The sequence below is a fragment of the Enterobacter hormaechei ATCC 49162 genome, from assembly GCF_001875655.1.
Classification (GTDB): domain Bacteria; phylum Pseudomonadota; class Gammaproteobacteria; order Enterobacterales; family Enterobacteriaceae; genus Enterobacter; species Enterobacter hormaechei.
Window position 1 is genome coordinate 1,943,530 of record NZ_MKEQ01000001.1, and the last position, 21,822, is coordinate 1,965,351.

Annotated in this window: 22 protein-coding genes and 1 tRNA gene; 7 read left to right on the forward strand and 16 right to left on the reverse strand. The window is 54.0% G+C overall.

Annotated elements, in window-relative coordinates; genetic code table 11:
- Nucleotides 1-94: 94 nt before the first annotated feature.
- Nucleotides 95-553: a xanthine phosphoribosyltransferase gene (gene gpt, locus BH712_RS09865; RefSeq protein WP_003863205.1), complete on the reverse strand. Its 459-nt coding sequence runs from the start codon at nt 551-553 to the stop codon at nt 95-97.
- 261 nt (nt 554-814) lie between these two features.
- Here gpt and pepD point away from each other — a divergent pair, with 261 nt between their 5' ends.
- Nucleotides 815-2,272 (forward strand): cytosol nonspecific dipeptidase, encoded by a 1,458-nt coding sequence (gene pepD / locus BH712_RS09870; RefSeq protein ID WP_006810001.1) that lies wholly within the window; start codon nt 815-817, stop codon nt 2,270-2,272.
- Nucleotides 2,273-2,327: 55 nt separating this feature from the next.
- On the opposite strand, the gene dinB is transcribed toward pepD, so the two are convergent.
- From dinB to BH712_RS09910, 8 genes are all read right to left on the reverse strand, one after another.
- Nucleotides 2,328-3,386 carry a DNA polymerase IV gene (gene dinB / locus BH712_RS09875; protein ID WP_006810002.1) on the reverse strand — a complete coding sequence of 353 codons (1,059 nt, stop codon included), beginning with the start codon at nt 3,384-3,386 and terminating at the stop codon, nt 2,328-2,330.
- A 107-nt stretch (nt 3,387-3,493) separates the two neighbouring features.
- On the reverse strand, nt 3,494-3,694 hold the full coding sequence (gene nqrM, locus BH712_RS09880; RefSeq protein ID WP_003863212.1) for a (Na+)-NQR maturation NqrM: 201 nt from the start codon (nt 3,692-3,694) through the stop codon (nt 3,494-3,496).
- Between the two features lie 2 nt (nt 3,695-3,696).
- A complete protein-coding gene (gene nqrF / locus BH712_RS09885) occupies nt 3,697-4,920 on the reverse strand; it encodes an NADH:ubiquinone reductase (Na(+)-transporting) subunit F (protein ID WP_006810003.1) in 1,224 nt (407 codons plus the stop codon).
- 10 nt (nt 4,921-4,930) lie between these two features.
- Nucleotides 4,931-5,527 (reverse strand): NADH:ubiquinone reductase (Na(+)-transporting) subunit E, encoded by a 597-nt coding sequence (nqrE, locus tag BH712_RS09890; RefSeq protein ID WP_006810004.1) that lies wholly within the window; start codon nt 5,525-5,527, stop codon nt 4,931-4,933.
- A gap of 6 nt (nt 5,528-5,533) precedes the next feature.
- Nucleotides 5,534-6,172 carry an NADH:ubiquinone reductase (Na(+)-transporting) subunit D gene (locus tag BH712_RS09895; protein ID WP_003863219.1) on the reverse strand — a complete coding sequence of 213 codons (639 nt, stop codon included), beginning with the start codon at nt 6,170-6,172 and terminating at the stop codon, nt 5,534-5,536.
- Nucleotides 6,165-6,959 carry a Na(+)-translocating NADH-quinone reductase subunit C gene (locus tag BH712_RS09900; RefSeq protein ID WP_006810005.1) on the reverse strand — a complete coding sequence of 265 codons (795 nt, stop codon included), beginning with the start codon at nt 6,957-6,959 and terminating at the stop codon, nt 6,165-6,167. The genes BH712_RS09895 and BH712_RS09900 overlap by 8 nt, the downstream gene beginning before the upstream one ends.
- Nucleotides 6,952-8,187, reverse strand: coding sequence for an NADH:ubiquinone reductase (Na(+)-transporting) subunit B (locus BH712_RS09905; RefSeq protein WP_006810006.1), 1,236 nt, complete (start codon nt 8,185-8,187; stop codon nt 6,952-6,954). The genes BH712_RS09900 and BH712_RS09905 overlap by 8 nt, the downstream gene beginning before the upstream one ends.
- A 2-nt stretch (nt 8,188-8,189) precedes the next feature.
- Nucleotides 8,190-9,533, reverse strand: coding sequence for a Na(+)-translocating NADH-quinone reductase subunit A (locus tag BH712_RS09910; protein ID WP_006810007.1), 1,344 nt, complete (start codon nt 9,531-9,533; stop codon nt 8,190-8,192).
- A gap of 300 nt (nt 9,534-9,833) precedes the next feature.
- On the opposite strand from BH712_RS09910, the gene dpaA reads away from it, so the two are divergent.
- A complete protein-coding gene (gene dpaA / locus BH712_RS09915; protein WP_006810008.1) occupies nt 9,834-10,574 on the forward strand; it encodes a peptidoglycan meso-diaminopimelic acid protein amidase in 741 nt (246 codons plus the stop codon).
- Here dpaA and BH712_RS09920 read toward each other — a convergent pair.
- A complete protein-coding gene (locus BH712_RS09920; protein ID WP_006810009.1) occupies nt 10,545-11,312 on the reverse strand; it encodes a class II glutamine amidotransferase in 768 nt (255 codons plus the stop codon). The two genes, dpaA and BH712_RS09920, sit on opposite strands and share 30 nt — an antisense overlap.
- A gap of 150 nt (nt 11,313-11,462) precedes the next feature.
- On the reverse strand, nt 11,463-12,041 hold the full coding sequence (gene lpcA, locus BH712_RS09925; protein WP_003863232.1) for a D-sedoheptulose 7-phosphate isomerase: 579 nt from the start codon (nt 12,039-12,041) through the stop codon (nt 11,463-11,465).
- 239 nt (nt 12,042-12,280) lie between these two features.
- Between lpcA and fadE the strand changes: the two genes are divergently transcribed.
- Nucleotides 12,281-14,725 (forward strand): acyl-CoA dehydrogenase FadE, encoded by a 2,445-nt coding sequence (gene fadE / locus BH712_RS09930; protein ID WP_006810010.1) that lies wholly within the window; start codon nt 12,281-12,283, stop codon nt 14,723-14,725.
- Nucleotides 14,726-14,832: 107 nt separating this feature from the next.
- On the forward strand, nt 14,833-15,603 hold the full coding sequence (locus BH712_RS09935) for an amidohydrolase (RefSeq protein WP_006810011.1): 771 nt from the start codon (nt 14,833-14,835) through the stop codon (nt 15,601-15,603).
- Nucleotides 15,604-15,703: 100 nt separating this feature from the next.
- Here the strand turns inward: BH712_RS09935 and BH712_RS09940 are convergent.
- Nucleotides 15,704-15,780 (reverse strand) — tRNA-Asp (locus BH712_RS09940).
- A gap of 132 nt (nt 15,781-15,912) precedes the next feature.
- The gene (gene dnaQ, locus BH712_RS09945) at nt 15,913-16,644 is read right to left on the reverse strand and encodes a DNA polymerase III subunit epsilon (RefSeq protein ID WP_003863237.1); all 732 of its coding nucleotides are present in this window, start codon (nt 16,642-16,644) and stop codon (nt 15,913-15,915) included.
- On the opposite strand from dnaQ, the gene rnhA reads away from it, so the two are divergent.
- Entirely contained in the window at nt 16,598-17,176 is a 579-nt protein-coding gene (gene rnhA, locus BH712_RS09950) for a ribonuclease HI (RefSeq protein ID WP_160840538.1), read from the forward strand. The two genes, dnaQ and rnhA, sit on opposite strands and share 47 nt — an antisense overlap.
- Here rnhA and BH712_RS09955 read toward each other — a convergent pair whose 3' ends face one another.
- A complete protein-coding gene (locus BH712_RS09955; RefSeq protein WP_006810013.1) occupies nt 17,177-17,893 on the reverse strand; it encodes a class I SAM-dependent methyltransferase in 717 nt (238 codons plus the stop codon).
- Between the two features lie 32 nt (nt 17,894-17,925).
- Here BH712_RS09955 and gloB point away from each other — a divergent pair, with 32 nt between their 5' ends.
- Nucleotides 17,926-18,684, forward strand: coding sequence for a hydroxyacylglutathione hydrolase (gloB, locus tag BH712_RS09960; protein ID WP_006810014.1), 759 nt, complete (start codon nt 17,926-17,928; stop codon nt 18,682-18,684).
- A 68-nt stretch (nt 18,685-18,752) separates the two neighbouring features.
- The gene (mltD, locus tag BH712_RS09965; RefSeq protein WP_006810015.1) at nt 18,753-20,117 is read left to right on the forward strand and encodes a murein transglycosylase D; all 1,365 of its coding nucleotides are present in this window, start codon (nt 18,753-18,755) and stop codon (nt 20,115-20,117) included.
- A gap of 52 nt (nt 20,118-20,169) precedes the next feature.
- Here the strand turns inward: mltD and BH712_RS09970 are convergent, their stop codons facing one another.
- Both BH712_RS09970 and BH712_RS09975 read right to left on the reverse strand, forming a co-directional pair.
- A complete protein-coding gene (locus tag BH712_RS09970) occupies nt 20,170-20,943 on the reverse strand; it encodes a class I SAM-dependent methyltransferase (protein ID WP_006810016.1) in 774 nt (257 codons plus the stop codon).
- 77 nt (nt 20,944-21,020) lie between these two features.
- Nucleotides 21,021-21,821 carry an endonuclease/exonuclease/phosphatase family protein gene (locus BH712_RS09975; protein WP_032673787.1) on the reverse strand — a complete coding sequence of 267 codons (801 nt, stop codon included), beginning with the start codon at nt 21,819-21,821 and terminating at the stop codon, nt 21,021-21,023.
- Nucleotide 21,822: the final 1 nt, after the last annotated feature.

A 21,822-nucleotide genomic window follows, 5' to 3' on the forward strand; every position in this document is an offset into this window, starting at 1 on the left:
CCATGGATACGTCATATGAAGACCATTGTAACGCGTGGCAGGCTAAAAAGAACAACGCCCGGCTTAACCGGGCGTGTAAAGTTACGTACTGAAATTAACGACCAGAAATAGGTGGTACGAAGACCACGCCCATATCCCATGGCTGTTCAATCCAGGTATCCTGCGGGATATCAATCACGTAATCATCAACCAGTGGGCGACCCGCAGGTTTCGCGAAGATAGTGACGAAGTGCGCTTTTGGATACATTTCGCGGATAGCGACCGCGGTACCGCCGGTGTCCACCAGATCGTCGATAACGATAAAGCCTTCACCGTCGCCTTCGGCGCGCTTCAGCACTTTCAGTTCACGCTGGTTATCGTGGTCATAGCTGGAGATACATACGGTATCGACATGACGAATACCCAGCTCACGTGCCAGCAGCGCCCCCGGTACCAGACCGCCACGGCTGACGGCAATAATGCCTTTCCACTGCTCGGAAGGCATCAGACGCGCAGCCAGTTTGCGTGCGTGAATCTGCAACATGTCCCAGGTGACGACGTATTTTTCGCTCATGTGAAGTGTCCCAGCCTGTTTATATACGGCTTAAAAAGTGTTCGAGGGGGAAATAGGTTGCGCGAGATTATAGAGATCTGACGCACTAAAAACCAGTGTTACGCGCCATGAGCCTGAGTTTTTACATGCTTAATGCTACCAGCCACGGGAGAAAGTGGTATTCTCAGTTGCATCTCGCAAGCCCGTCTTGTGGTAACGATTAACCTGCTAACCCTGTGACCTGCAACATTGTTTTGCAGCGCAACGACAAGGAGACCTATCGTGTCTGAACTGTCTCAATTATCTCCACAGCCGCTGTGGGATATTTTTGCCAAAATCTGCTCTATTCCGCACCCTTCCTATCACGAAGAACAACTTGCCGAACATATTATGGGTTGGGCGAAGGAAAAAGGTCTGCACGCTGAGCGCGACCAGGTTGGCAACATTCTGATCCGCAAACCTGCCACCGCAGGTATGGAAAACCGCAAGCCAGTGGTATTGCAGGCGCACCTGGACATGGTTCCGCAGAAAAACAACGACACCGTTCACGACTTCACAAAAGACCCGATTCAACCGTACATCGACGGTGAGTGGGTAAAGGCGCGCGGCACAACGCTTGGCGCTGATAACGGCATTGGTATGGCTTCCGCGCTGGCCGTGCTGGCTGACGACAGCGTTGAACACGGTCCGCTGGAAGTGCTGCTGACCATGACTGAAGAAGCGGGCATGGATGGGGCATTTGGTCTCCAGGCGAACTGGCTGCAAGCAGACATTCTGATCAACACCGACTCCGAAGAAGAAGGTGAGATCTACATGGGCTGCGCGGGCGGGATCGATTTCATCTCAACCCTGCCGCTGTCCCGCGAAGCGATCCCTGCGGGGTTCGAGACCTTTAAGCTGACGCTGAAAGGGCTGAAAGGCGGTCACTCCGGCGGTGATATTCACCTGGGCCTGGGCAACGCCAACAAACTGCTGGCACGTTTCCTGGCGGGCCATGCCGCTGAACTGGATCTGCGCCTGGTGGACTTCAACGGCGGTACGCTGCGTAACGCGATCCCTCGCGAAGCCTTCGCGACCGTGGCGGTGCCTGCGGCGAAAGCGGATGAACTGAAAAAACTCGCCAGCGTGTATCTGGATATCCTGAAAAACGAACTGTCAGCCAAAGAGAAAAACCTGACTGTCGTGCTGGAGTCCGTAACAACGGATAAAGCCGCGCTGACTGCGCAGTCTCGTGACACGTTTGTTCAGCTGCTGAACGCAACGCCAAACGGCGTGATCCGCAATTCAGATGTCGCAAAAGGCGTGGTGGAAACCTCCCTGAACGTGGGCGTGGTGACCATGGGCGACGACAGCGCAGAGATCATCTGCCTGATCCGCTCCCTGATCGACAGCGGTAAAGAGTACGTTGTGAGCATGCTGGAATCTCTGGGTACCCTGGCGGGCGCGAAAACGTCTGCAAAAGGTAGCTACCCGGGCTGGCAGCCGGATGCAAGTTCTCCGGTCATGGCACTGGTGCGTGAAACTTATCAGCGACTGTTCAACAGTACCCCGAACATTCAGGTTATTCACGCGGGTCTGGAGTGTGGTCTGTTCAAGAAACCGTATCCGGATATGGACATGGTCTCCATCGGGCCGACCATCACCGGTCCACACTCTCCGGATGAGCAGGTTCACATTGAAAGCGTCGGTCATTACTGGACGCTGCTGACTGAATTGCTGAAAGCGATCCCTGCGAAGTAATTCCTCGTCTGTTGCCCGGTGTCGCTACGCTCACCGGGCCTACGAGTAGCGTAATCTACAGTCCCAGAACCAACTGACGCTCTAGCTGCGGATCCAGCAATGTTACGTGCAGCCCCACCAGCCGGACGCCTCGCCCACCCCGCCGCTCTTCCCACGCCTTTTTCGCCGTCGCGATAAGATCCTCTTTGTTCAGACGCGGCCAGACATGCTCCTGCGTCGTCTGCTGAAAATCGTTAAATTTCAGTTTGATGCCTTGTCGGGCAATGAGCAGATCCGGTTTGATCTTCAGCAAACGTCGTTCAAGCTCAGGATAGAGCTGTTCCGTAATAATGGTTTCACACTCGGTCCAGTCATGAATATCTTCGCTGAGCGTGCGTTCAACCCCGACCGATTTACGCAGCCGTTCGTTGTTGACATCACGATCGTCAATACCCTGACTGCGTTCCCACAATACGCGGCCAAACTTGCCAAAACGCTTAAGCAGCAGCGCCAGATCGCTGCGCTGAACGTCTTCACAGGTGCGTAACCCCATACTTTCCAGCTTCGCGGCGGAGACTTTACCCACACCGGGAATTTTACTGAGCGGCAGCGTTTTTAAAAACGCCGGAACCTCTTCCGGGGTGATGACGTACTGGCCGTTGGGCTTGTTTAAATCGGAGGCGATTTTGGCAAGAAACTTTACCGGCGCAACGCCTGCCGATGCCGTGAGATTCAGCTCGTTAAAAATAGTCTGGCGGATCTCCTGTGCCATCAGGGTGGCGGAGCCGTGGCAGTGCACGCTGTGGGTGACATCCAGATAGGCTTCATCCAGCGATAACGGTTCAATCAGGGAGGTGTAGCGGGAGAAGATCTCCCGAATGTGGCTCGACGCTTCTTTGTAGGCATCAAAACGTCCGGGCAAAAGAGTGAGATGCGGGCACAGTTTCAGCGCCATCGCGGTCGGCATGGCGCTGCGTACGCCAAATTTGCGTGCAGGGTAGTTGGCGGTGCTGATCACACCGCGCTGAACGCGGCTGCCGCCAATGGCGATGGGAATATCCCGCAGCGCCGGGTTGTCACGCATCTCCACTGCGGCAAAAAAGCAGTCCATATCGACATGGATTATTTTGCGCATAGTAAGCCCTCACTCTTTACTGGATAAGTATACAGTAAAGAAATGAGGGTTGAGAAGTGTGCGTGGGAATTGTCGGGTAGCGGCTTTGCCTTACCCGACCTGGAAGACTAAATAATGCGTTGCTGCTCGCGAGCCATCCGCTTTTTCCGTGCATCGCACGGCTCAGGGCAGTCACATACCTTTTCCATACCGATGGAAGAGATGCCTCCGCAGCTGCCCTGAATGCTTTTACGCTTGATGATCCAGCCTAAAGACATACCGAAGATCACCAGCACAAACACCGCAAAAGTCGCCAGAAAGGTCAGCATAATCAGCCTCCGAAATCATCGAGCATGATGTTCTCATCTTCCACACCAAGATCTTTGAGCATCTTGATCACGGCGGCGTTCATCATTGGCGGACCGCACATATAAAACTCGCAGTCTTCCGGTGCCGGATGCTGTTTCAGGTAGTTTTCATACAGCACGTTGTGGATGAAGCCCGTATAACCTGTCCAGTTATCTTCCGGCTGCGGATCGGATAGCGCCACATGGAAGGTAAAGTTAGGGTTATCACGCGCCAGTTGTTCAAACTCATCGTCGTAGAACATTTCACGCAGTGAACGCGCCCCATACCAGAAGCTGATCTTACGCTTGCTGCCGAGTCGTTTGAGCTGGTCAAAGATATGCGAACGCATCGGCGCCATACCCGCACCACCGCCGATAAAGACCATTTCCGCGTCGGTATCTTTGGCAAAGAACTCACCGAACGGGCCAGAAATCGTCACTTTGTCGCCAGGCTTGAGAGACCAGATATACGACGACATCACGCCAGGCGGTGCATCAGGCACATTCGGCGGCGGAGTGGCGATACGCACGTTGAGCATAATAATGCCCTTTTCTTCCGGGTAGTTCGCCATGGAATAGGCGCGAAGCGCTGGCTCTTTAACCTCGGAAACAAAGCGGAAGAGGTTAAATTTATCCCAGTCTGCCCGGTACTCTTCAGGCACGTCGAAGTCGGCATACGCTACAGTGTGTGCCGGACAATCAATCTGAATATACCCGCCCGCGCGGAACGGGACGCTCTCCCCTTCAGGGACACGCAGCTTGAGCTCTTTAATGAACGTGGCTTTGTTATCGTTAGAGATAACTTCGCACTCCCATTTTTTCACGCCGAAGATCTCCTCCGGCAGCTCAATCTTCATGTTCTGGCGCACGGCGACCTGACACGCCAGACGGCATCCCTCTTTCGCTTCACGCTTCGTGATATGCGACAGTTCCGTTGGCAGAATATCACCGCCACCCTCTTTAACCTTCACACGGCACTGTCCACAGGAGCCACCGCCGCCACAAGCAGACGAGACAAATATCCCGTTGCCGGAGAGGGTGTTGAGCAGCTTATCCCCTGCCGGGGTACGGATCTGGTTCTGTGGATCATCATTGATATCAATGATCACATCCCCGGAATTGACCAGCTTCGCACGCGCCGCCAGGATCAGCCCTGACAGCACCAGTACTATCAGCGTGAACATCACCACGCCAAGAATAATTTCCATCTGTTAGCCCTTATAGCTGCACACCGGAGAAGGACATAAAGCCCAACGCCATCAGGCCGGTGGTGATAAAGGTGATCCCTAAGCCACGAAGACCCGCAGGCACGTTGGCATATTTCATTTTTTCACGGATCCCCGCCATGGTGACAATCGCCAGCATCCAGCCGATACCGGAACCGAAACCATACACAACCGATTCACTGAAGTTGTAATCGCGCTGAACCATAAACGAGACGCCACCGAAAATGGCGCAGTTCACCGCGATCAGCGGCAGGAAGATCCCCAGCGCGTTGTACAGCGACGGGAAATACTTATCGAGGATCATCTCCAGGATTTGCACCAGCGCCGCAATCACCCCGATGAAGGTGATGAAGTTCAGGAAGCTGAGATCAATCCCCTCCACCAGCGCGCTGTCCCGCAGCACGAAGTTGAACACCAGGTTGTTAATCGGAACGGAAAGCCCCAGCACAACGGTGACCGCCACCCCGAGACCAAATGCCGTCGAGACCTTTTTAGAAACGGCAAGGAATGTACACATGCCAAGGAAGAAGGCGAGCGCCATGTTTTCAACAAACACCGCGCGCACAAATAAACTCAGGTAATGAGCCATTGTCGGTTACTCCTTTTCCTGCTGTTCAGGCTTCAACGTACGAATCAGCCAGATCAGCAAACCGATAATGAAAAATGCGCTTGGCGCCAGCAGGAACAAGCCGTTCGGCAGATACCAGCCACCGTTCTGTACCGTATCCAGCACCGGAATGCCAAACAGCTTGCCGCTGCCAATAAGTTCGCGCAGGAAACCGACCGTCAACAGGATCACGCCGTAACCCAGGCCGTTGCCGATACCGTCCATAAAGCTCGCCAGCGGCGGCATCTTCATCGCATAGGCTTCAGCACGCCCCATTACGATGCAGTTGGTGATAATCAGACCAACAAACACCGAGAGCTGCTTCGAGGTTTCATAAGCGAAGGCGCGCAGCAGCTGATCGACCACGATCACCAGCGAGGCGATGATCGCCATCTGCACGATGATCCTCACGCTGTTGGGTATGTGGTGGCGGATCATTGAGATAAACATGCTGGAGAACGCTGTCACCAGCGTTACCGCCAGCGTCATGACCACCGCCGTTTCCAGCTTGGTGGTCACCGCCAGAGCCGAGCACACACCCAGCACCTGAAGCGTTATCGGGTTATTGGCTAAAAGTGGGCCAATCAGTACCTTTTTAACTTCTTTCAGTTCACCCGTATCAGCCATTATTCAGCGCTCCTTCACGTACATTCTTCAGGAAGGGACCAAAGCCCAGTTCACCCATCCAGAAATCAAAGCTGTGCTGCACCCCATTAGAGGTGAGCGTGGCGCCGGAAAGGCCATCAACGGCAAATTCATCGCCGGGACGCGCGCCGCCTTTCACCACTTTCAGCGCAGGCTGGCCGTTGTCGTCGAGCACTTTTTTACCGACAAACTGTGCTCGCCAGTTAGGGTTCTCAACTTCCCCACCCAGCCCCGGCGTTTCGCCCTGATCGTAATAAGTGATCCCTTTGACCGTACGGCCATCGGTATCCAGCGCCACGAAGGCGTACATCATCGACCACAAGCCGTTGCCGTAGATGGGCAACACCACTTCCTGTACACGTTTTTGCTCATCACGAACGAGGTAAATCTCCGCGACATTGCTGCGGCGCTTAATGCCTGCCGGATCCTGCGAGGCGTCAAGCGTGGTGCTCATCTGCGGATCTTTCAGCGCCAGCGCCTGGTTGTATTTCGCCGGGTCTTTATCCATCAGCTCGCCGGTTTTTAAATCCACCAGCCGTGCGGTAATACGTTCGGCAAACACCGCGGCGACGTCATCCTTCGTCATGCCTTCCTGCATCAGCCCGGCCACGGCCAGGATGTTACGCTGTTTATCCAGCGCTCGTTGCTCTTGCTGTAGCGGTTTTAACCCTACGGCAGAACCGGCTACCACGATGGAACAGACCAGGCACAGTACCAGCACCACCAGCAGCGTTTTGCTGATGCTGTCGTTATTTTTGATTTCAGCCACGCGCCTTCCTCCGCTTAATGTTGGCGCGCACGACCAGGTAGTCGAACAGCGGCGCAAACAGATTGGCAAACAGAATGGCCAACATCATCCCTTCCGGATAGGCCGGGTTGACCACGCGAATCAGTACACACATCACCCCAATGAGCGCGCCGTAACACCATTTACCTCTGTCGGTAAACGAAGCCGAGACGGGATCGGTGGCCATGAACATCATGCCAAACGCAAAGCCTCCCAGCACGAGGTGCCAGTACCACGGCATGGAGAACATCGGGTTAGTGTCTGAACCAATGAAATTGAAAAGCGTGGCAGTGAGTACCATCCCGAGCATGACGCCCGCGACAATGCGCCAGGACGCCACGCGGCCAAAGAGGATGATGGCCCCGCCGATCAAAATCATCAGGGTAGACACTTCACCGATAGAGCCCGGAATATTGCCGATAAACGCATCAAACCAGGTCACAGCCTGTCCGGTTGCATTATTGACCAGCGTTTCGCCGCCGCCTGCCGCCCACTGTGAGAGTGGCGTCGCGCCGGAGAAACCGTCCGCAGCCGTCCACACCAGGTCGCCCGAGATTTGTGCCGGATAAGCAAAGAACAGGAACGCTCGCCCTGCCAGTGCAGGGTTCAGGAAGTTGCGTCCGGTTCCGCCGAAGATCTCTTTGGCAATGACCACGCCAAAGCTAATCCCCATCGCCGCCTGCCAGAGCGGCAGCGTTGGCGGAACAATCAGCGCAAACAGAATAGAGGTGACAAAGAAACCCTCGTTGATCTCATGCTTGCGAATAATAGCGAACAGAACTTCCCAGAAACCGCCCACGATAAAGACAGTCATATAGATGGGGAGGAAGAAGACAGCGCCCAGCGTCATCATGCTGATCCAGCCAGCATCTGCCGCAAAACTCACTCCCAGTGACTGCGCCAGACGATAGTGCCAGTCAGACTGGATCACCTGCGCCAGCTGTTCTGCATCGTACATATGGTGCAGCGCCGGAATAGTCTGCAACCCAACGTTATACATCCCCCAGAACATGGCCGGGAAGACCGCAAACCACACCAGGATCATCATGCGTTTCAGATCGATGGCATCGCGAACGTGCGCAGCCCCTTTCGTCACCAGACCCGGCGTGTAGAAAATGGTCGATGTCGCTTCATACAGCGGGTAGTACTTTTTGAGCTTCCCTTCGGTAAAGTGCGGCTCAATTTTTTCAAAGAGGTGTTTTAAGCCCATGGTTATCCTTCCTGCTCAATGCGGGTTAACACCTCGCGCAATACGGGTCCATATTCGTATTTACCTGGACACACATAGGTACAGAGCGCCAGATCTTCTTCATCCAGCTCCAGACAGCCCAGCGCCTGGGCGCCGTCGGTATCACCGGCAAGAAGATCGCGCAGCAGCACGGTGGGCAGAATATCCAGCGGCATTACACGTTCGTAGTTGCCAATCGGAACCATTGCGCGCTCACCGCCGTTCGTGCTGGTGGAGAAATTAAACAGCTTATGACGCAGGAAGTGGCCCAGCGTGGTGCGGGTTACGGAGTATTTTTCTGCGCCAGGCAGTACCCAGCCGAACAGCTCTTTCTCGCGCCCTTCAAGTACCACGCTCACCTGAAGATGGAAACGCCCCAGGTACGCGTGCGCATTGACAGCGCGGCGGCCGCTGAGTACTGAACCGGAAATCAGGCGGTTTTCACCCTCTTTCGTTTCCCCCGCAAGCAGTTCATTAATGTCTGCTCCCAGAAGGGTCTTAACCAGACGCGGGTTTACGGCCTGCGGCCCGCCGATAGCGACGATCCGTTCAGCGCACAGCTCACCCGTGGTGAACAGCTTACCAATAGCAATCACGTCCTGATAATTAAGATGCCAGACCTGTTTCGTCAGGCTCACCGGCTCCAGGAAATGAATATGCGTTCCCACCAGCCCGGCCGGATGCGGGCCGGCAAATTCGTTAAAAGCGACCTGCCCTTGCGGATGCCCGCCAAGCTTACCGCCGCTGGCCTGGCAGACATGCACTTTACCCGGCGTCAGACGCGTTAACACGGTGAGACCGGCATCAAAGGCTTTTCGTTCGGCCAGGATAACAGGCTGCGGGTCCGCGCTGAGCGGGTTGGTGTCGATGGCCGTCACGAAGATAGCGGCTGGCACCGTGCCTGGCACGGGCGTTTTGCTAAACGGGCGCGTGCGAAGCGCCGTCCACAGTCCCGACTCCAGCAGTTGAGCCTGCACCGCTTCGCGGCTGAGGGTGGCGAGATCGGCGTCGTCAAAACGCGCAAATTCGCGTTTCTCATCGCCTTCAATTTGAATAACAACCGATTGCAGGACGCGACGCTCACCACGATGGATGGCGACGACGACGCCGCTGGCAGGGGCTGTAAACATAACGCCAGGATTTTTTTTATCCTCGAAAAGCGCCTGGCCTTTTATTACCCGATCGCCTTCCTGAACCAGCATCGCAGGTCGCATGCCCACGTAATCATCACCCACAATAGCGACATGATGAACAATGGCGCCGGTGGTCACGTGCTGTTCAGGCACGCCAGAGATTGGCAGATCGAGTCCTTTTCTGATTTTAAACATGTGTTTAGCAGGTATCCATGAACAACAATCCAGAGAGGCCGGAGTGTACCATTTTCGGCCCGCGCAAGGGCAGTAAATCCGCCGTCCGGCGCGCCGAAATGCGAGCTATTGCGCAAAGTTCCTGGAGTCAGGAGTCTGTGAATGGGTTATAAAGTAAAACTAATTTGTAAACGCAAAGGTTGGCTCTTGCGAAAATCTCCATCGGTGCTAATGTGAGCGCTCCTGTCCAGATTAGTCTGATTTCGGGTGTCTTTTGCCGTTCTGGCAAGTTGGTCATTGTTTTATCAAGGAACCAGTAGTATGCGTAAAATCGCATTGTTCATTGCGATGCTTCTGATACCGTGCATGTCGTTTGCCGGGCTGCTTGGCAGTAATAGTTCAACGACGCCGGTCAGCAAAGAGTATAAACAGCAGTTGATGGGATCCCCGGTTTATATTCAAATCTTCAAGGAAGAGCGCACACTCGATCTGTTTGTCAAAATGGGCGAGACGTATCAGCTGCTCGATAGCTACAAAATCTGTAACTATTCTGGTGGGCTGGGACCGAAACAGCGCCAGGGCGACTTTAAAAGTCCGGAAGGGTTTTACAACGTTCAGCGTAACCAGCTAAAACCGGACAGCCGCTTTTATAAAGCGATTAACATCGGTTTCCCCAATGCCTTTGACCGTGCTCACGGTTACGAAGGTAAATACCTGATGATCCACGGTGCCTGCGTGTCTGTCGGCTGTTATGCGATGACGGATTCCGGCATTGATGAGATTTTCCAGTTTGTCACGGGCGCACTGGTCTTCGGCCAGCCGAATGTTCAGGTCAGCATCTATCCGTTCCGTATGACGGATGCGAATATGGCGCGCCATAAGTACTCCGTTTACACGGATTTCTGGAAACAATTAAAACCGGGCTATGACTACTTCGAGCAGACCCATAAACCGCCGGTGGTGTCCATCGTCAATGGCCGTTACGTGGTGAGTAAACCGCTCAGCCATGAAGTGGTTCAGCCGCAGCTGGCGTCAAATTACGCGGTCCCCGAGACGAAATAGCACCCACTCGCCTGGCATGATCTTCTGCCAGGCTTCGTTGCCCGTCAGCGGCTGCGTCGCAATGACTGTGACCACATCGTTCGGTGTGGTCTCTTTCTGAAAGTCTATCTCCACATCCTGATCGAGCAGCTTTGCAACCCCAAACGGCGCGCGGCGGGTGATCCAGAACAGGTTCGTCGAGCAGAACGCCATCACGTAGCGTCCGTCGGACAGCAGCATATTAAACACGCCTTTTTCACGCAGCTCAGACGCCAGCGAAGCGATATATTTAAACACGGCGGCCATGTTGCCGGGCGTGCGGGGATAACGCTCCGCCAGCTTGTGGAGCAGCCAGCAGAACGCTTTCTCACTGTCCGTTTCACCGACCGGACGGAAGTTGCCCGTCTCCAGTGATTTATAACCCGTAAGCTGCCCGTTATGTGCGTAGGTCCAGTTACGGCCCCACAGCTCGCGCGTAAAGGGATGGGTGTTTTCCAGCGCCACTTCGCCGCGGTTCGCCTGACGGATATGCGCGATCACCGAACAGGATTTAATGGGATAATCCTGCACCAGTCTGGCAATGGGTGAATTAAAACTGGGCTGTGGATCTTTGAACGTGCGACATCCTTTGCCTTCGTAGAAGGTAATGCCCCAGCCGTCTTTATGCGGCCCGGTTCCTCCACCGCGCTGCACCAGTCCGGTGAAACTAAAGCAGATATCGGTTGGCACATTGGCGCTCATCCCGAGCAGTTCGCACATACAGCACCTCCACAAAACGCCTTAACGCAGGAAGGCGTAATTGTTGCAGCCAGTTTGGATTCGGACAGCGCGCAGAAACCGGAGCGTACACGTAGTACGTGAGGATTTCGAGCACTGCCCGGATTCAAAATGGCAAATAAAATAGCCTTCTTACTTAACCATCTCTTTTTCGATCAGTTGTATCAGGATGTGGATCACTTTGATGTGAATTTCCTGAACGCGGTCCGCATAACCGAAGTGTGGAACACGGATTTCAATGTCCGCCGTACCGTCCATCTTACCGCCATCTTTCCCGGTCAGGGTGATCACTTTCATGCCCTTCTCACGCGCGGCGGCAATCGCTTTGATTACGTTAGCGGAGTTACCGGAGGTCGAAATCCCCAGCAGCACGTCACCTTCACGGCCTACGGCTTCAACGTAGCGGGAAAAGATGTGGTCGTAACCGAAGTCGTTGCCTACGCAGGAGATGTGGCTCACGTCGGAAATCGCAATCGCCGGGTAGCCCGGACGGTTTTCGCGATAGCGTCCCGTCAGCTCTTCAGCGAAGTGCATGGCGTCACAGTGGGAACCGCCGTTACCGCAGGAGAGCACTTTACCGCCAGCTTTGAAGCTGTCGGCAAGCAGGACCGCCGCGCGCTGAATAGCGTGAATATTGGCATCATCTTTCAGAAAGTTCGCCAGCGTTTCCGCCGCTTCGTTCAGTTCGTTACGAATAAGATCCTGGTACATGAGGATAATCCTTCAGTATTGATGAAATAACACAGTGGAGTGTACCGGATAGCAGTAAAAGCGAGAAGCTAAAGCCATGCGAATCGTCCGGCGTTTTGATTTTTTGTGCCGGCTAAAACGCGAACAATGTGAACCAGGTTGTAATTATTTTGTAAACACATTGCTAAAGGAAATGACATCAACTACAACCATATCATCACAAGTGGTCAGACCTCCTACAAGCAAGGGAGCTTTTCTTTATGATGATTTTGAGCATTCTCGCAACCGTTGTACTGCTCGGTGTGCTGTTCTATCACCGTGTCAGTTTATTACTGAGTAGCCTGATTCTTCTGGCCTGGACGGCTGCGCTTGGCGTCGCTGGCCTGTGGAATATCTGGGTTCTTGTTCCTCTGGCCATCATTTTGCTGCCGTTCAACCTGACGCCGATGCGTAAGTCGATGATCTCCGCTCCGGTGTTCAAAGGTTTCCGTAAAGTGATGCCGCCGATGTCACGTACAGAGAAAGAAGCGATTGATGCCGGTACTACATGGTGGGAAGGCGATCTGTTCCAGGGCAACCCGGACTGGAAAAAGCTGCACAATTATCCGCAGCCGCGTTTAACCGCCGAAGAACAGGCCTTTATTGATGGCCCGGTGGAAGAAGCGTGCCGCATGGCAAACGACTTCGCCATCACTCACGAAATGGCTGACCTGCCGCCTGAGCTGTGGGCGTATCTGAAAGAGCATCGCTTCTTTGCGATGATCATTAAGAAAGAGTACGGCGGGCTGGAATTCTCCGCTTACGCTCAGGCTCGCGTGTTGCAAAAACTGGCGGGTGTCTCCGGGATCCTGGCGATCACCGTTGGCGTACCAAACTCCTTAGGCCCGGGCGAGCTGTTACAGCATTACGGTACGGAAGAGCAGAAAGATCACTACCTGCCGCGTCTGGCGCGTGGTCAGGAAATCCCATGCTTCGCGCTGACCAGCCCGGAAGCCGGCTCTGACGCTGGCGCGATCCCGGATACGGGCGTGGTCTGCATGGGCGAATGGCAGGGGCAACAGGTGCTGGGCATGCGCCTGACCTGGAACAAACGCTATATCACCCTGGCACCTATCGCCACGGTGCTCGGCCTGGCCTTTAAGCTCTCCGACCCGGAAAAACTGCTGGGTGGGGAAGAAGAGCTGGGCATTACCTGTGCGCTGATCCCAACGTCAACACCGGGCGTTGAAATTGGTCGCCGTCACTTCCCGCTGAACGTGCCGTTCCAGAACGGTCCTACCCGCGGTCAGGATATCTTTGTCCCGATTGATTACATCATCGGTGGCCCGAAAATGGCCGGTCAGGGCTGGCGTATGCTGGTGGAATGTCTGTCGGTGGGCCGCGGTATTACCCTGCCATCGAACTCAACCGGCGGTCTGAAGTCGGTGGCGATGGGGATTGGGGCTTACGCGCATATCCGCCGCCAGTTCAAAATCTCTATCGGCAAGATGGAAGGTATTGAAGAGCCGCTGGCGCGTATTGCGGGCAATGCCTACGTGATGGACGCCGCAGCCTCGCTGATTACCTACGGCATCATGCTGGGCGAAAAACCGGCCGTGCTGTCCGCGATTGTGAAGTATCACTGTACCCACCGCGCGCAGCAGTCGATCATTGACGCGATGGATATCGCAGGCGGTAAAGGCATCATGCTTGGCGAAGGCAACTTCCTGGCGCGCGGCTATCAGGGTGCACCGATTGCTATCACCGTGGAAGGGGCCAACATCCTGACCCGCAGCATGATGATCTTCGGTCAGGGGGCGATTCGTTGCCATCCGTACGTGCTGGAAGAGATGGCCGCCGCGCAGAATAACGACGTGGACGCCTTCGACAAGCTGCTGTTCAAACATATTGGTCACGTGGGCAGTAACAAGGTGCGCAGCTTCTGGCTCGGCCTGACGCGCGGCCTGACCAGCGCGACGCCAACCGGCGATGCGACCAAACGTTACTACCAGCATCTGAACCGTCTGAGCGCCAACCTTGCCCTGCTGTCTGACGTCTCAATGGCCGTCCTGGGCGGTAGCCTGAAGCGTCGCGAACGCATCTCCGCCCGTCTGGGTGATGTGCTGAGCCAGATTTTCCTCGCCTCTGCGGTGCTGAAACGCTATGACGACGAAGGCCGTCAGGAAGCGGATCTGCCGCTGGTGCACTGGGGCGTACAGGATGCGATGTATCAGGCCGAACAAGCAATTGACGACCTGCTGGCCAACTTCCCGAACCGCTTCGTGGCGGGTGCCCTGCGCGTTGTGATCTTCCCGACCGGTCGTCACCATCTGGCGCCGTCTGACAAGCTGGATCACAAAGTGGCGAAGATCTTACAAGTGCCGAGCGCCACCCGCTCCCGTATTGGTCGGGGACAATATCTGGCCCCTACCCCGCATAACCCGGTCGGTTTGCTGGAAGAGGCACTGCTGGACGTGATGGCCGCCGACCCGATTCACCAGAAGATCTGCAAACAGCTGGGCAAAAACCTGCCGTTTACACGACTGGATGAACTGGCAAAACAGGCGCTGGCGGGTGGCATCATCGACAACAGCGAAGCTGCGATTCTGGTGAAAGCCGAGGAGAGCCGTCTGCGCAGTATCAATGTGGATGATTTCGAACCCGAAGAGCTGGCGACACAGCCGGTAAAGCTGCCAGAGAAGCACCGCAAACCTGAAGCGGCATAAGACATTTCATGCCCACAAACCCCGCCCCGCGCGGGGTTTTTTATTGCCACATTTTCTGGTAATGACGTGCTACAGTGTCAAAAAGTGTTTATTAAGGAGCCTGTATCGTGCCTGGTTTAAAGATTTCTGTTTTGCAGCAACCTTTAGTGTGGATGGACGGCCCCGCCAACCTTCGCCATTTTGATCGCCAGCTGGAAGAGATGACCAGACGCGATGTGATTGTCCTGCCGGAGATGTTCACCACAGGTTTCGCGATGGAGGCAGCAAAACAATCTATGCCGCAGGACGAGGTGGTGGCCTGGATGCACGCCAGGGCACAGGAAACAAACGCGCTGATTGCCGGTAGCGTCGCACTCCAGACCGGGCGCGGCCCGGTCAACCGTTTTCTGCTGGTCGAGCCGGAAGGAAAAGTCCATTTCTACGACAAGCGCCACCTGTTTCGCATGGCGGATGAGCATCAACACTATGAAGCCGGAAACGAACGCGTGGTATTTGAATGGCGCGGCTGGCGTATTTTGCCGCTGGTCTGCTATGACCTGCGCTTTCCGGTGTGGTCACGCAACCGCAACGATTATGATTTAGCGCTGTATGTCGCCAACTGGCCTGCGCCACGCTCGCTGCACTGGCAGGCTTTACTGGCAGCGCGCGCGATTGAAAATCAGGCTTATGTTGTTGGCTGTAACCGCGTAGGAACGGACGGCAACGGGCATCACTATCGCGGCGACAGCCGGGTAATCAGTCCGCAGGGTGAAATTATTGCCACCGCCGAGCCGCATCAGGCAACGCGAATTGATGCTGAGATTTCGTTAACGGCGTTAAAAGAGTATCGGGAGAAGTTTCCGGCCTGGCAGGATGCAGACCCGTTTACGATCGGATAAACGCAACCCGCGGTGTTACCCTGGCTTATTGTCTTGCGTAACATCGGGGAAAAGCAGAAATGAAAAAGGCCCACGTTATAAATAACGTGGACCTGAATAGTGGCGGAACGGACGGGACTCGAACCCGCGACCCCCTGCGTGACAGGCAGGTATTCTAACCGACTGAACTACCGCTCCACTGTTCCCGTTTGGGGAACGAGGCGAATATTACGGTTTGCCTCTGAACTCGTCAACGCTTTTTCTCAGGTTTTGAATCGTTTGCTGCAAAATTCACCCAAACGGCGATTTAACAAACGTTTCAGCACATTTTTACGTGCGCCACAGACAGCTTCCGCCCTTCTTCTGTACTAAATCGAGACGAGATTCATGGTTCATCAGTTCTTCATCACTGGCTAAAACAACCCGCAGGCGATTCGCCTGACGCACAATGCGCTGAATCCCCCCTTCATCACGCGTCTGCTGGGATTCATTTTCCATACTGAATTTCATCGACGTTTGCCCGCCGGTCATGGTCAGGTAGACATCGGCCAGGATCTGGGCATCGAGCAATGCGCCGTGCAGCGTTCGCTTGGTGTTGTCTATCTCATAGCGAGAGCACAGAGCATCAAGGCTGTTACGCTTGCCGGGGAACATCTTCCTTGCCAGCGCCAGGCTATCCGTGACCTTACAGAACGTATTCGTCTTGGGAATATCGCGGTTGAGCTTGCTGAACTCATAGTCCATAAAGCCGATATCGAACGACGCGTTATGAATGACAAGTTCCGCACCCCTGATGTAGTCGAGAAATTCATCTGCGACGTCAGCAAAGGTGGGTTTATCCAGCAAAAACTCATCGGCAATCCCGTGAACGCCGAACGCTTCCGGATCCACCAGCCGATCGGGTTTGAGGTAAACGTGGAAGTTGTTGCCCGTAAGACGACGGTTCACCACTTCAACCGCACCAATCTCAATGATTTTGTGCCCTTCGTAGTGAGCGCCAATCTGGTTCATACCGGTGGTTTCGGTATCGAGAACAATCTGGCGAGTAATTGCAGTGCTCATAGCGGTCATTTATGTCAGACTTATCGTTTTACTGAACGTTTCAAATACAGGAAGTCTACCAGAGATGCGTAAACAGGTAGAAATTTTCACCGATGGATCTTGTCTTGGTAACCCAGGGCCCGGCGGCTATGGCGCCATTATGCGCTATCGTCAGCATGAAAAAACTTTTAGTGAAGGCTATTTCCTGACCACCAACAACCGCATGGAGTTGATGGCTGCCATCGTGGCGCTGGAAGCCTTAAAAGAACATTGTGACGTGGTGCTGAGTACCGACAGCCAGTATGTCCGCCAGGGCATTACCCAGTGGATCCATAACTGGAAAAAACGCGGCTGGAAAACCGCAGAGAAAAAACCCGTTAAGAATGTCGATCTCTGGAAGCGTCTTGATGCCGCCCTAGGTCAGCACGAAATCAAATGGGAATGGGTAAAGGGGCACGCAGGTCATCCCGAAAACGAACGCTGTGACGAGCTGGCTCGCGCGGCGGCCTCCAACCCGACCCACGAGGATGCAGGTTATCAGCCTGAATCCTGATCACGGTTTTTTGTACTGCCGCGTGGCCCCCACAGTCTGGCGGATCCGCGTTTTCGATTTGCTTTGCTTCATTGGGTTAAGCGTAAGGGGGATCGTCCTCTTACGCGCCACAATAAATTGCATGCAGCCCAGTGCGGGGAAATGGGTACTTAACAAAACCCCTCCTTTACGCGTCCAGGGAATGACCTGAAAACCTCCGTAGCTCAGCACTTCAAAATTTAACAGTGAAAGCCAGTCCAGCTGGCGCATCAGGGTAAACATGCGGCTGTTATACGGCGGCGTGCGACGCAACACGGGCGTGAGTTTACGTAGCCCCATCAGACTCAGCGGATTGAAGCCGCTCAGGATCAGCCAGCCGTCGTCAATCAAAACGCGGTCCGCTTCCCGCAGCAGGCGATGGGGATCGCTGCACCAGGGCAGAGTGTGGGCGAGCAGACAGGCATCAATGGATTTTTCCGCAAACGGCAAATGCAGCGGATCCGCTTTCACCTGAACCGGAGAGCCATTAAGCGATACGCTAACCTGATGCGAGATAGCGCAGCTTTCGGTATTGATTTCTGCGCTCAGATTGCCAATCTTAAGCAGGTGAAAACCATACATTTTCGCGAGCCAGGGTTTAAGCTGAAGTTCTAACGCCTCGCGATAATATTCACCCCAGGGCAATTCTGCCCAACGTTCCGGTGGTGCGACAGTCTGAGGTATCCTTGCCGGTTTCATCAAAACACCCGCCACGCTATAAGAGGTAATGCATGAATCTTATCAGTATTTCCGCCTTTCAGGACAATTACATCTGGGTTTTAGTCGACGACGATCGCAGATGCATCATTGTGGATCCGGGCGAATCCGCACCGATCCTGCACGCGATAAAAGAAAACGGCTGGCAACCAGAAGCGATTCTCCTTACCCATCACCATCACGATCATGTCGGCGGTGTTCCCGATCTCCTTGCGCACTATCCCCATCTTCCCGTTTACGGACCGGCAGAGACACAAAATAAGGGTACGACGCAAGTCGTTGTAGAAGGCGAAAGTATCCTCATCCTCGGGTGGGAGTTTTCCGTATTTGCTACGCCAGGTCACACTTCCGGTCATCTCTGTTTCTACAGCAAACCTTATCTGTTTTGCGGCGACACGCTGTTTTCCGGCGGCTGTGGACGGCTCTTTGAAGGTACGCCAGAACAAATGTATCAATCTTTACAAAAAATTAATGCACTGCCTGCCGACACCGTCATTTGTTGCGCACATGAGTATACATTAGGGAATATGAAGTTTGCCGCGAGCATTCTGCCAGAGGATCGGGCGATTCAGGATTATTACCTGAAAGTGAAGGAGTTACGTGCAAAAAACCAAAAAACACTGCCCGTAATTCTGAAAAATGAGCGCCAAATAAATTTATTTTTAAGAACGGATAATGCTGATTTAATTAATAAAATTTATCAAGAAACAAATTTGTTACAACCAGAAGCGCGATTTGCATGGTTAAGGTCAAAGAAAGATAACTTCAGATAATTGCGGGTTGCCTTTTCAAATTTTCGCCGTTATCATCGCTCGTCTTTTAAGCAACTATTGACACACACATGAAGGCAAAAGCGATATTACTCGCCTCTGTCCTGCTTGTAGGTTGCCAGTCACAAAACGGCAGCAACGTACAACAGCACGCACAGAGCCTTTCTGCGGCTGGTCAAGGGGAAGCAGGGAAGTTTACGAGTCAGGCGCGATGGTTGGACGATGGGACATCCTTCGCGCAGGAACAAGACTTGTGGGCCTCTATTGGCGACGAGCTAAAGATGGGAATTCCGGAAAACAGCCGGATTCGCGAACAGAAACAGAAGTATTTGAGAAATAAGAGCTATCTCCACGATGTAACATTACGGGCAGAGCCGTATATGTACTGGATAGCCGGGCAAGTTAAGAAACGTAACATGCCTATGGAACTGGTACTACTACCCATAGTGGAGAGCGCTTTTGACCCGCACGCGACGTCTGGCGCCAATGCAGCAGGCATATGGCAGATCATTCCGAGCACAGGGCGAAATTATGGTTTAAAACAGACCCGCAACTACGATGCGCGTCGTGATGTTGTCGCTTCAACGACAGCCGCTCTCGACATGATGCAACGTCTGAACAAGATGTTTGACGGCGACTGGTTATTGACTGTCGCGGCGTATAACAGTGGTGAAGGTCGTGTACTGAAGGCAATGAAAGCGAATAAAGCGCGTGGTAAATCCACAGACTTCTGGTCGCTCTCACTGCCACAGGAAACAAAGATTTACGTACCGAAAATGCTGGCTTTGAGTGACATTCTCAAGAACAGTAAACGTTACGGTGTACAACTGCCAACACCAGACGAAAGTCGTGCACTGGCGCGTGTCCGCCTCAGCAGCCCGGTTGATATTCAACAGGTTGCCGATATGACGGGTATGTCGGTAAGTAAGCTTAAAACCTTTAATGCAGGTGTTAAAGGCTCCACGCTGGGTGCAAGTGGCCCGCGCTATGTGATGGTTCCGCAGAAACACGCGGAGCAGTTACGAGAGTCTTTAGCTTCGGGTGAAATTGCAGCCGTTCAGTCAACGCTGATCGCTGATACGTCGCCTGTAAGCAGCCGCAGCTATAAGGTGCGTTCAGGTGATACGCTTTCAGGTATTGCTTCACGTCTTGGCGTGAATACGAAAGATCTCCAGCAGTGGAATAATCTGCGCGGGTCCAGTCTGAAAGTGGGTCAAACGCTGACCGTAGGTGCAGGTAGCAGCGCACAGCGTCTCGCTAAAAACAGCGATAGTATTACCTATCGCGTACGTAAAGGCGACTCGCTGTCCAGTATTGCTAAGCGTCACGGCGTAAACATCAAAGATGTGATGCGCTGGAACAACGATACTGACAACCTGCAACCTGGCGACCAGCTGACGTTGTTTGTGAAAAACAGCGCTACGCCGGATTCCTGATAGTACGATCGTTTGTTAAAAAGGCACCGATTCCCCTCGGTGCCTTTTTTGTTTATCCCGCTTTTTGCGCTTCAGCCATAATGGTGTCGCTGGTAAACGAACCATCGTAATGCAGTTCAAAGTACGCCTTCACGTCAGCAGAGGCGCTCTCCTGATACAATCGGATCGCCTGCGTCAATGCCTCTGGTGTGCGCATCCGCGCAATCCATGACGCGAACTCCAGCGGCAAACGGTCGGTTATCAGCGAGCGTGAAATCAAACCGGCTTCGGTGATAAACGTCAGCCACTCGCCACTGGAGTAGTTTTGTACGTGCGAGGTATCACGCAGCGCTTCAACCGTCTGGAGCCAGATATTCCGTACCGGATGTCCGGGAGACATTACGTCCATGATGATGAAGGTTCCGCCCGGTTTGAGCACCCGTTTCACTTCCCGTAATGCCTGCCCCACATCATGCCAGTGGTGTGCAGAGTAACGGCTAATCACAACCTCAAACGACGCATCCTCAAAGGGTAAAGATTCCGCGTAGCCCTGGCGCGTCGTGATGTTATTCAACCCTTTCGCTTTCGCCGCCTCAGCAACAACATCCAGCATCTGGCTCGATAAATCATACGCCGTCACCTGAGCGACCTGCCGGGCGGCGGTAAAACTGGCGTGCCCCGCCCCGCAGCCTAAATCCAGCACGTGCGCGTCAGGGAACGCGGCGAGCCGATCACCGAGACGCACCAGATCGCGGCCAGAGGCATGCACGGCGCTGCTCAGATACGCGCCAGCCTGAGAACCGAACTGTTTTTCGACGTTGTCATGATGGGAGTGTGTTGTTGTCATGTTGCTGTCCTTTTATGGGTTAAAAAATAAAGGGCAGCACCCGCACAGGCCTGCCCCACGGCAGACCTGACGCACCATTATTTATCAGGTTTGCCGGGACTGAATTCTACTAGTAGAGGATTATGATCGGAGGCGCGCGTTACCAGAACGGAAGCATCGTGCACGCTTAAACCCCGATAGAAGACGAAATCGAGAGGACGACCAAACGCTTTCTTACGCTGGTCATCGCTAAAACGAACTTCACGCAGCGACATTTCCCGCGCGAAGCGGTACAACGCGTTCATACGCGGACGGCTCCAGGCATTGAAATCCCCGGCCATGATGATCGGCCCACTGTGGTGAGCAATCTGATCGCCAATAGGAAGTAACTGCTTACTGTACACATCAACACCCAGGCTGAAGTTCACCGCATGAATGTTTACCACCATCAACAGCCGGGTATCCGGCAATGGATAGACCGTGACCAGCGCCGATTTTGCCAGACGCAGAATTGGCTCACGTTCACGCAGCGGGCAGCAATAGACCGGATGTGCGGCTGAAAGGGTCATCACCCCAGAAGGATGCTGTGGCAGAACAAAGGCAGGCACCTGGTCGGCTGCGAGATAGTGAGTCGTTGCAAACCTGACCAGCTCTGGCGTGGTTTGCGCCTCCTGTAACAAAACCAGATGCGCATCTTTACCAAAATTTTTAAGTACGGATAACCACTCCGCACGCTGTTGTTTAAAGATGTTCCACACCAGTACGCGAATTTTTTCGTCACTGCTTAATGGCGTGCCCGCAGGTAATGCCTGACCCAGGCTCGCAAACGACCCCGGAGGTAAGATCCTCTCCGCGGGCATTCCGGCAACATAACGCATGGCATAGGTATTTTTTCGCACT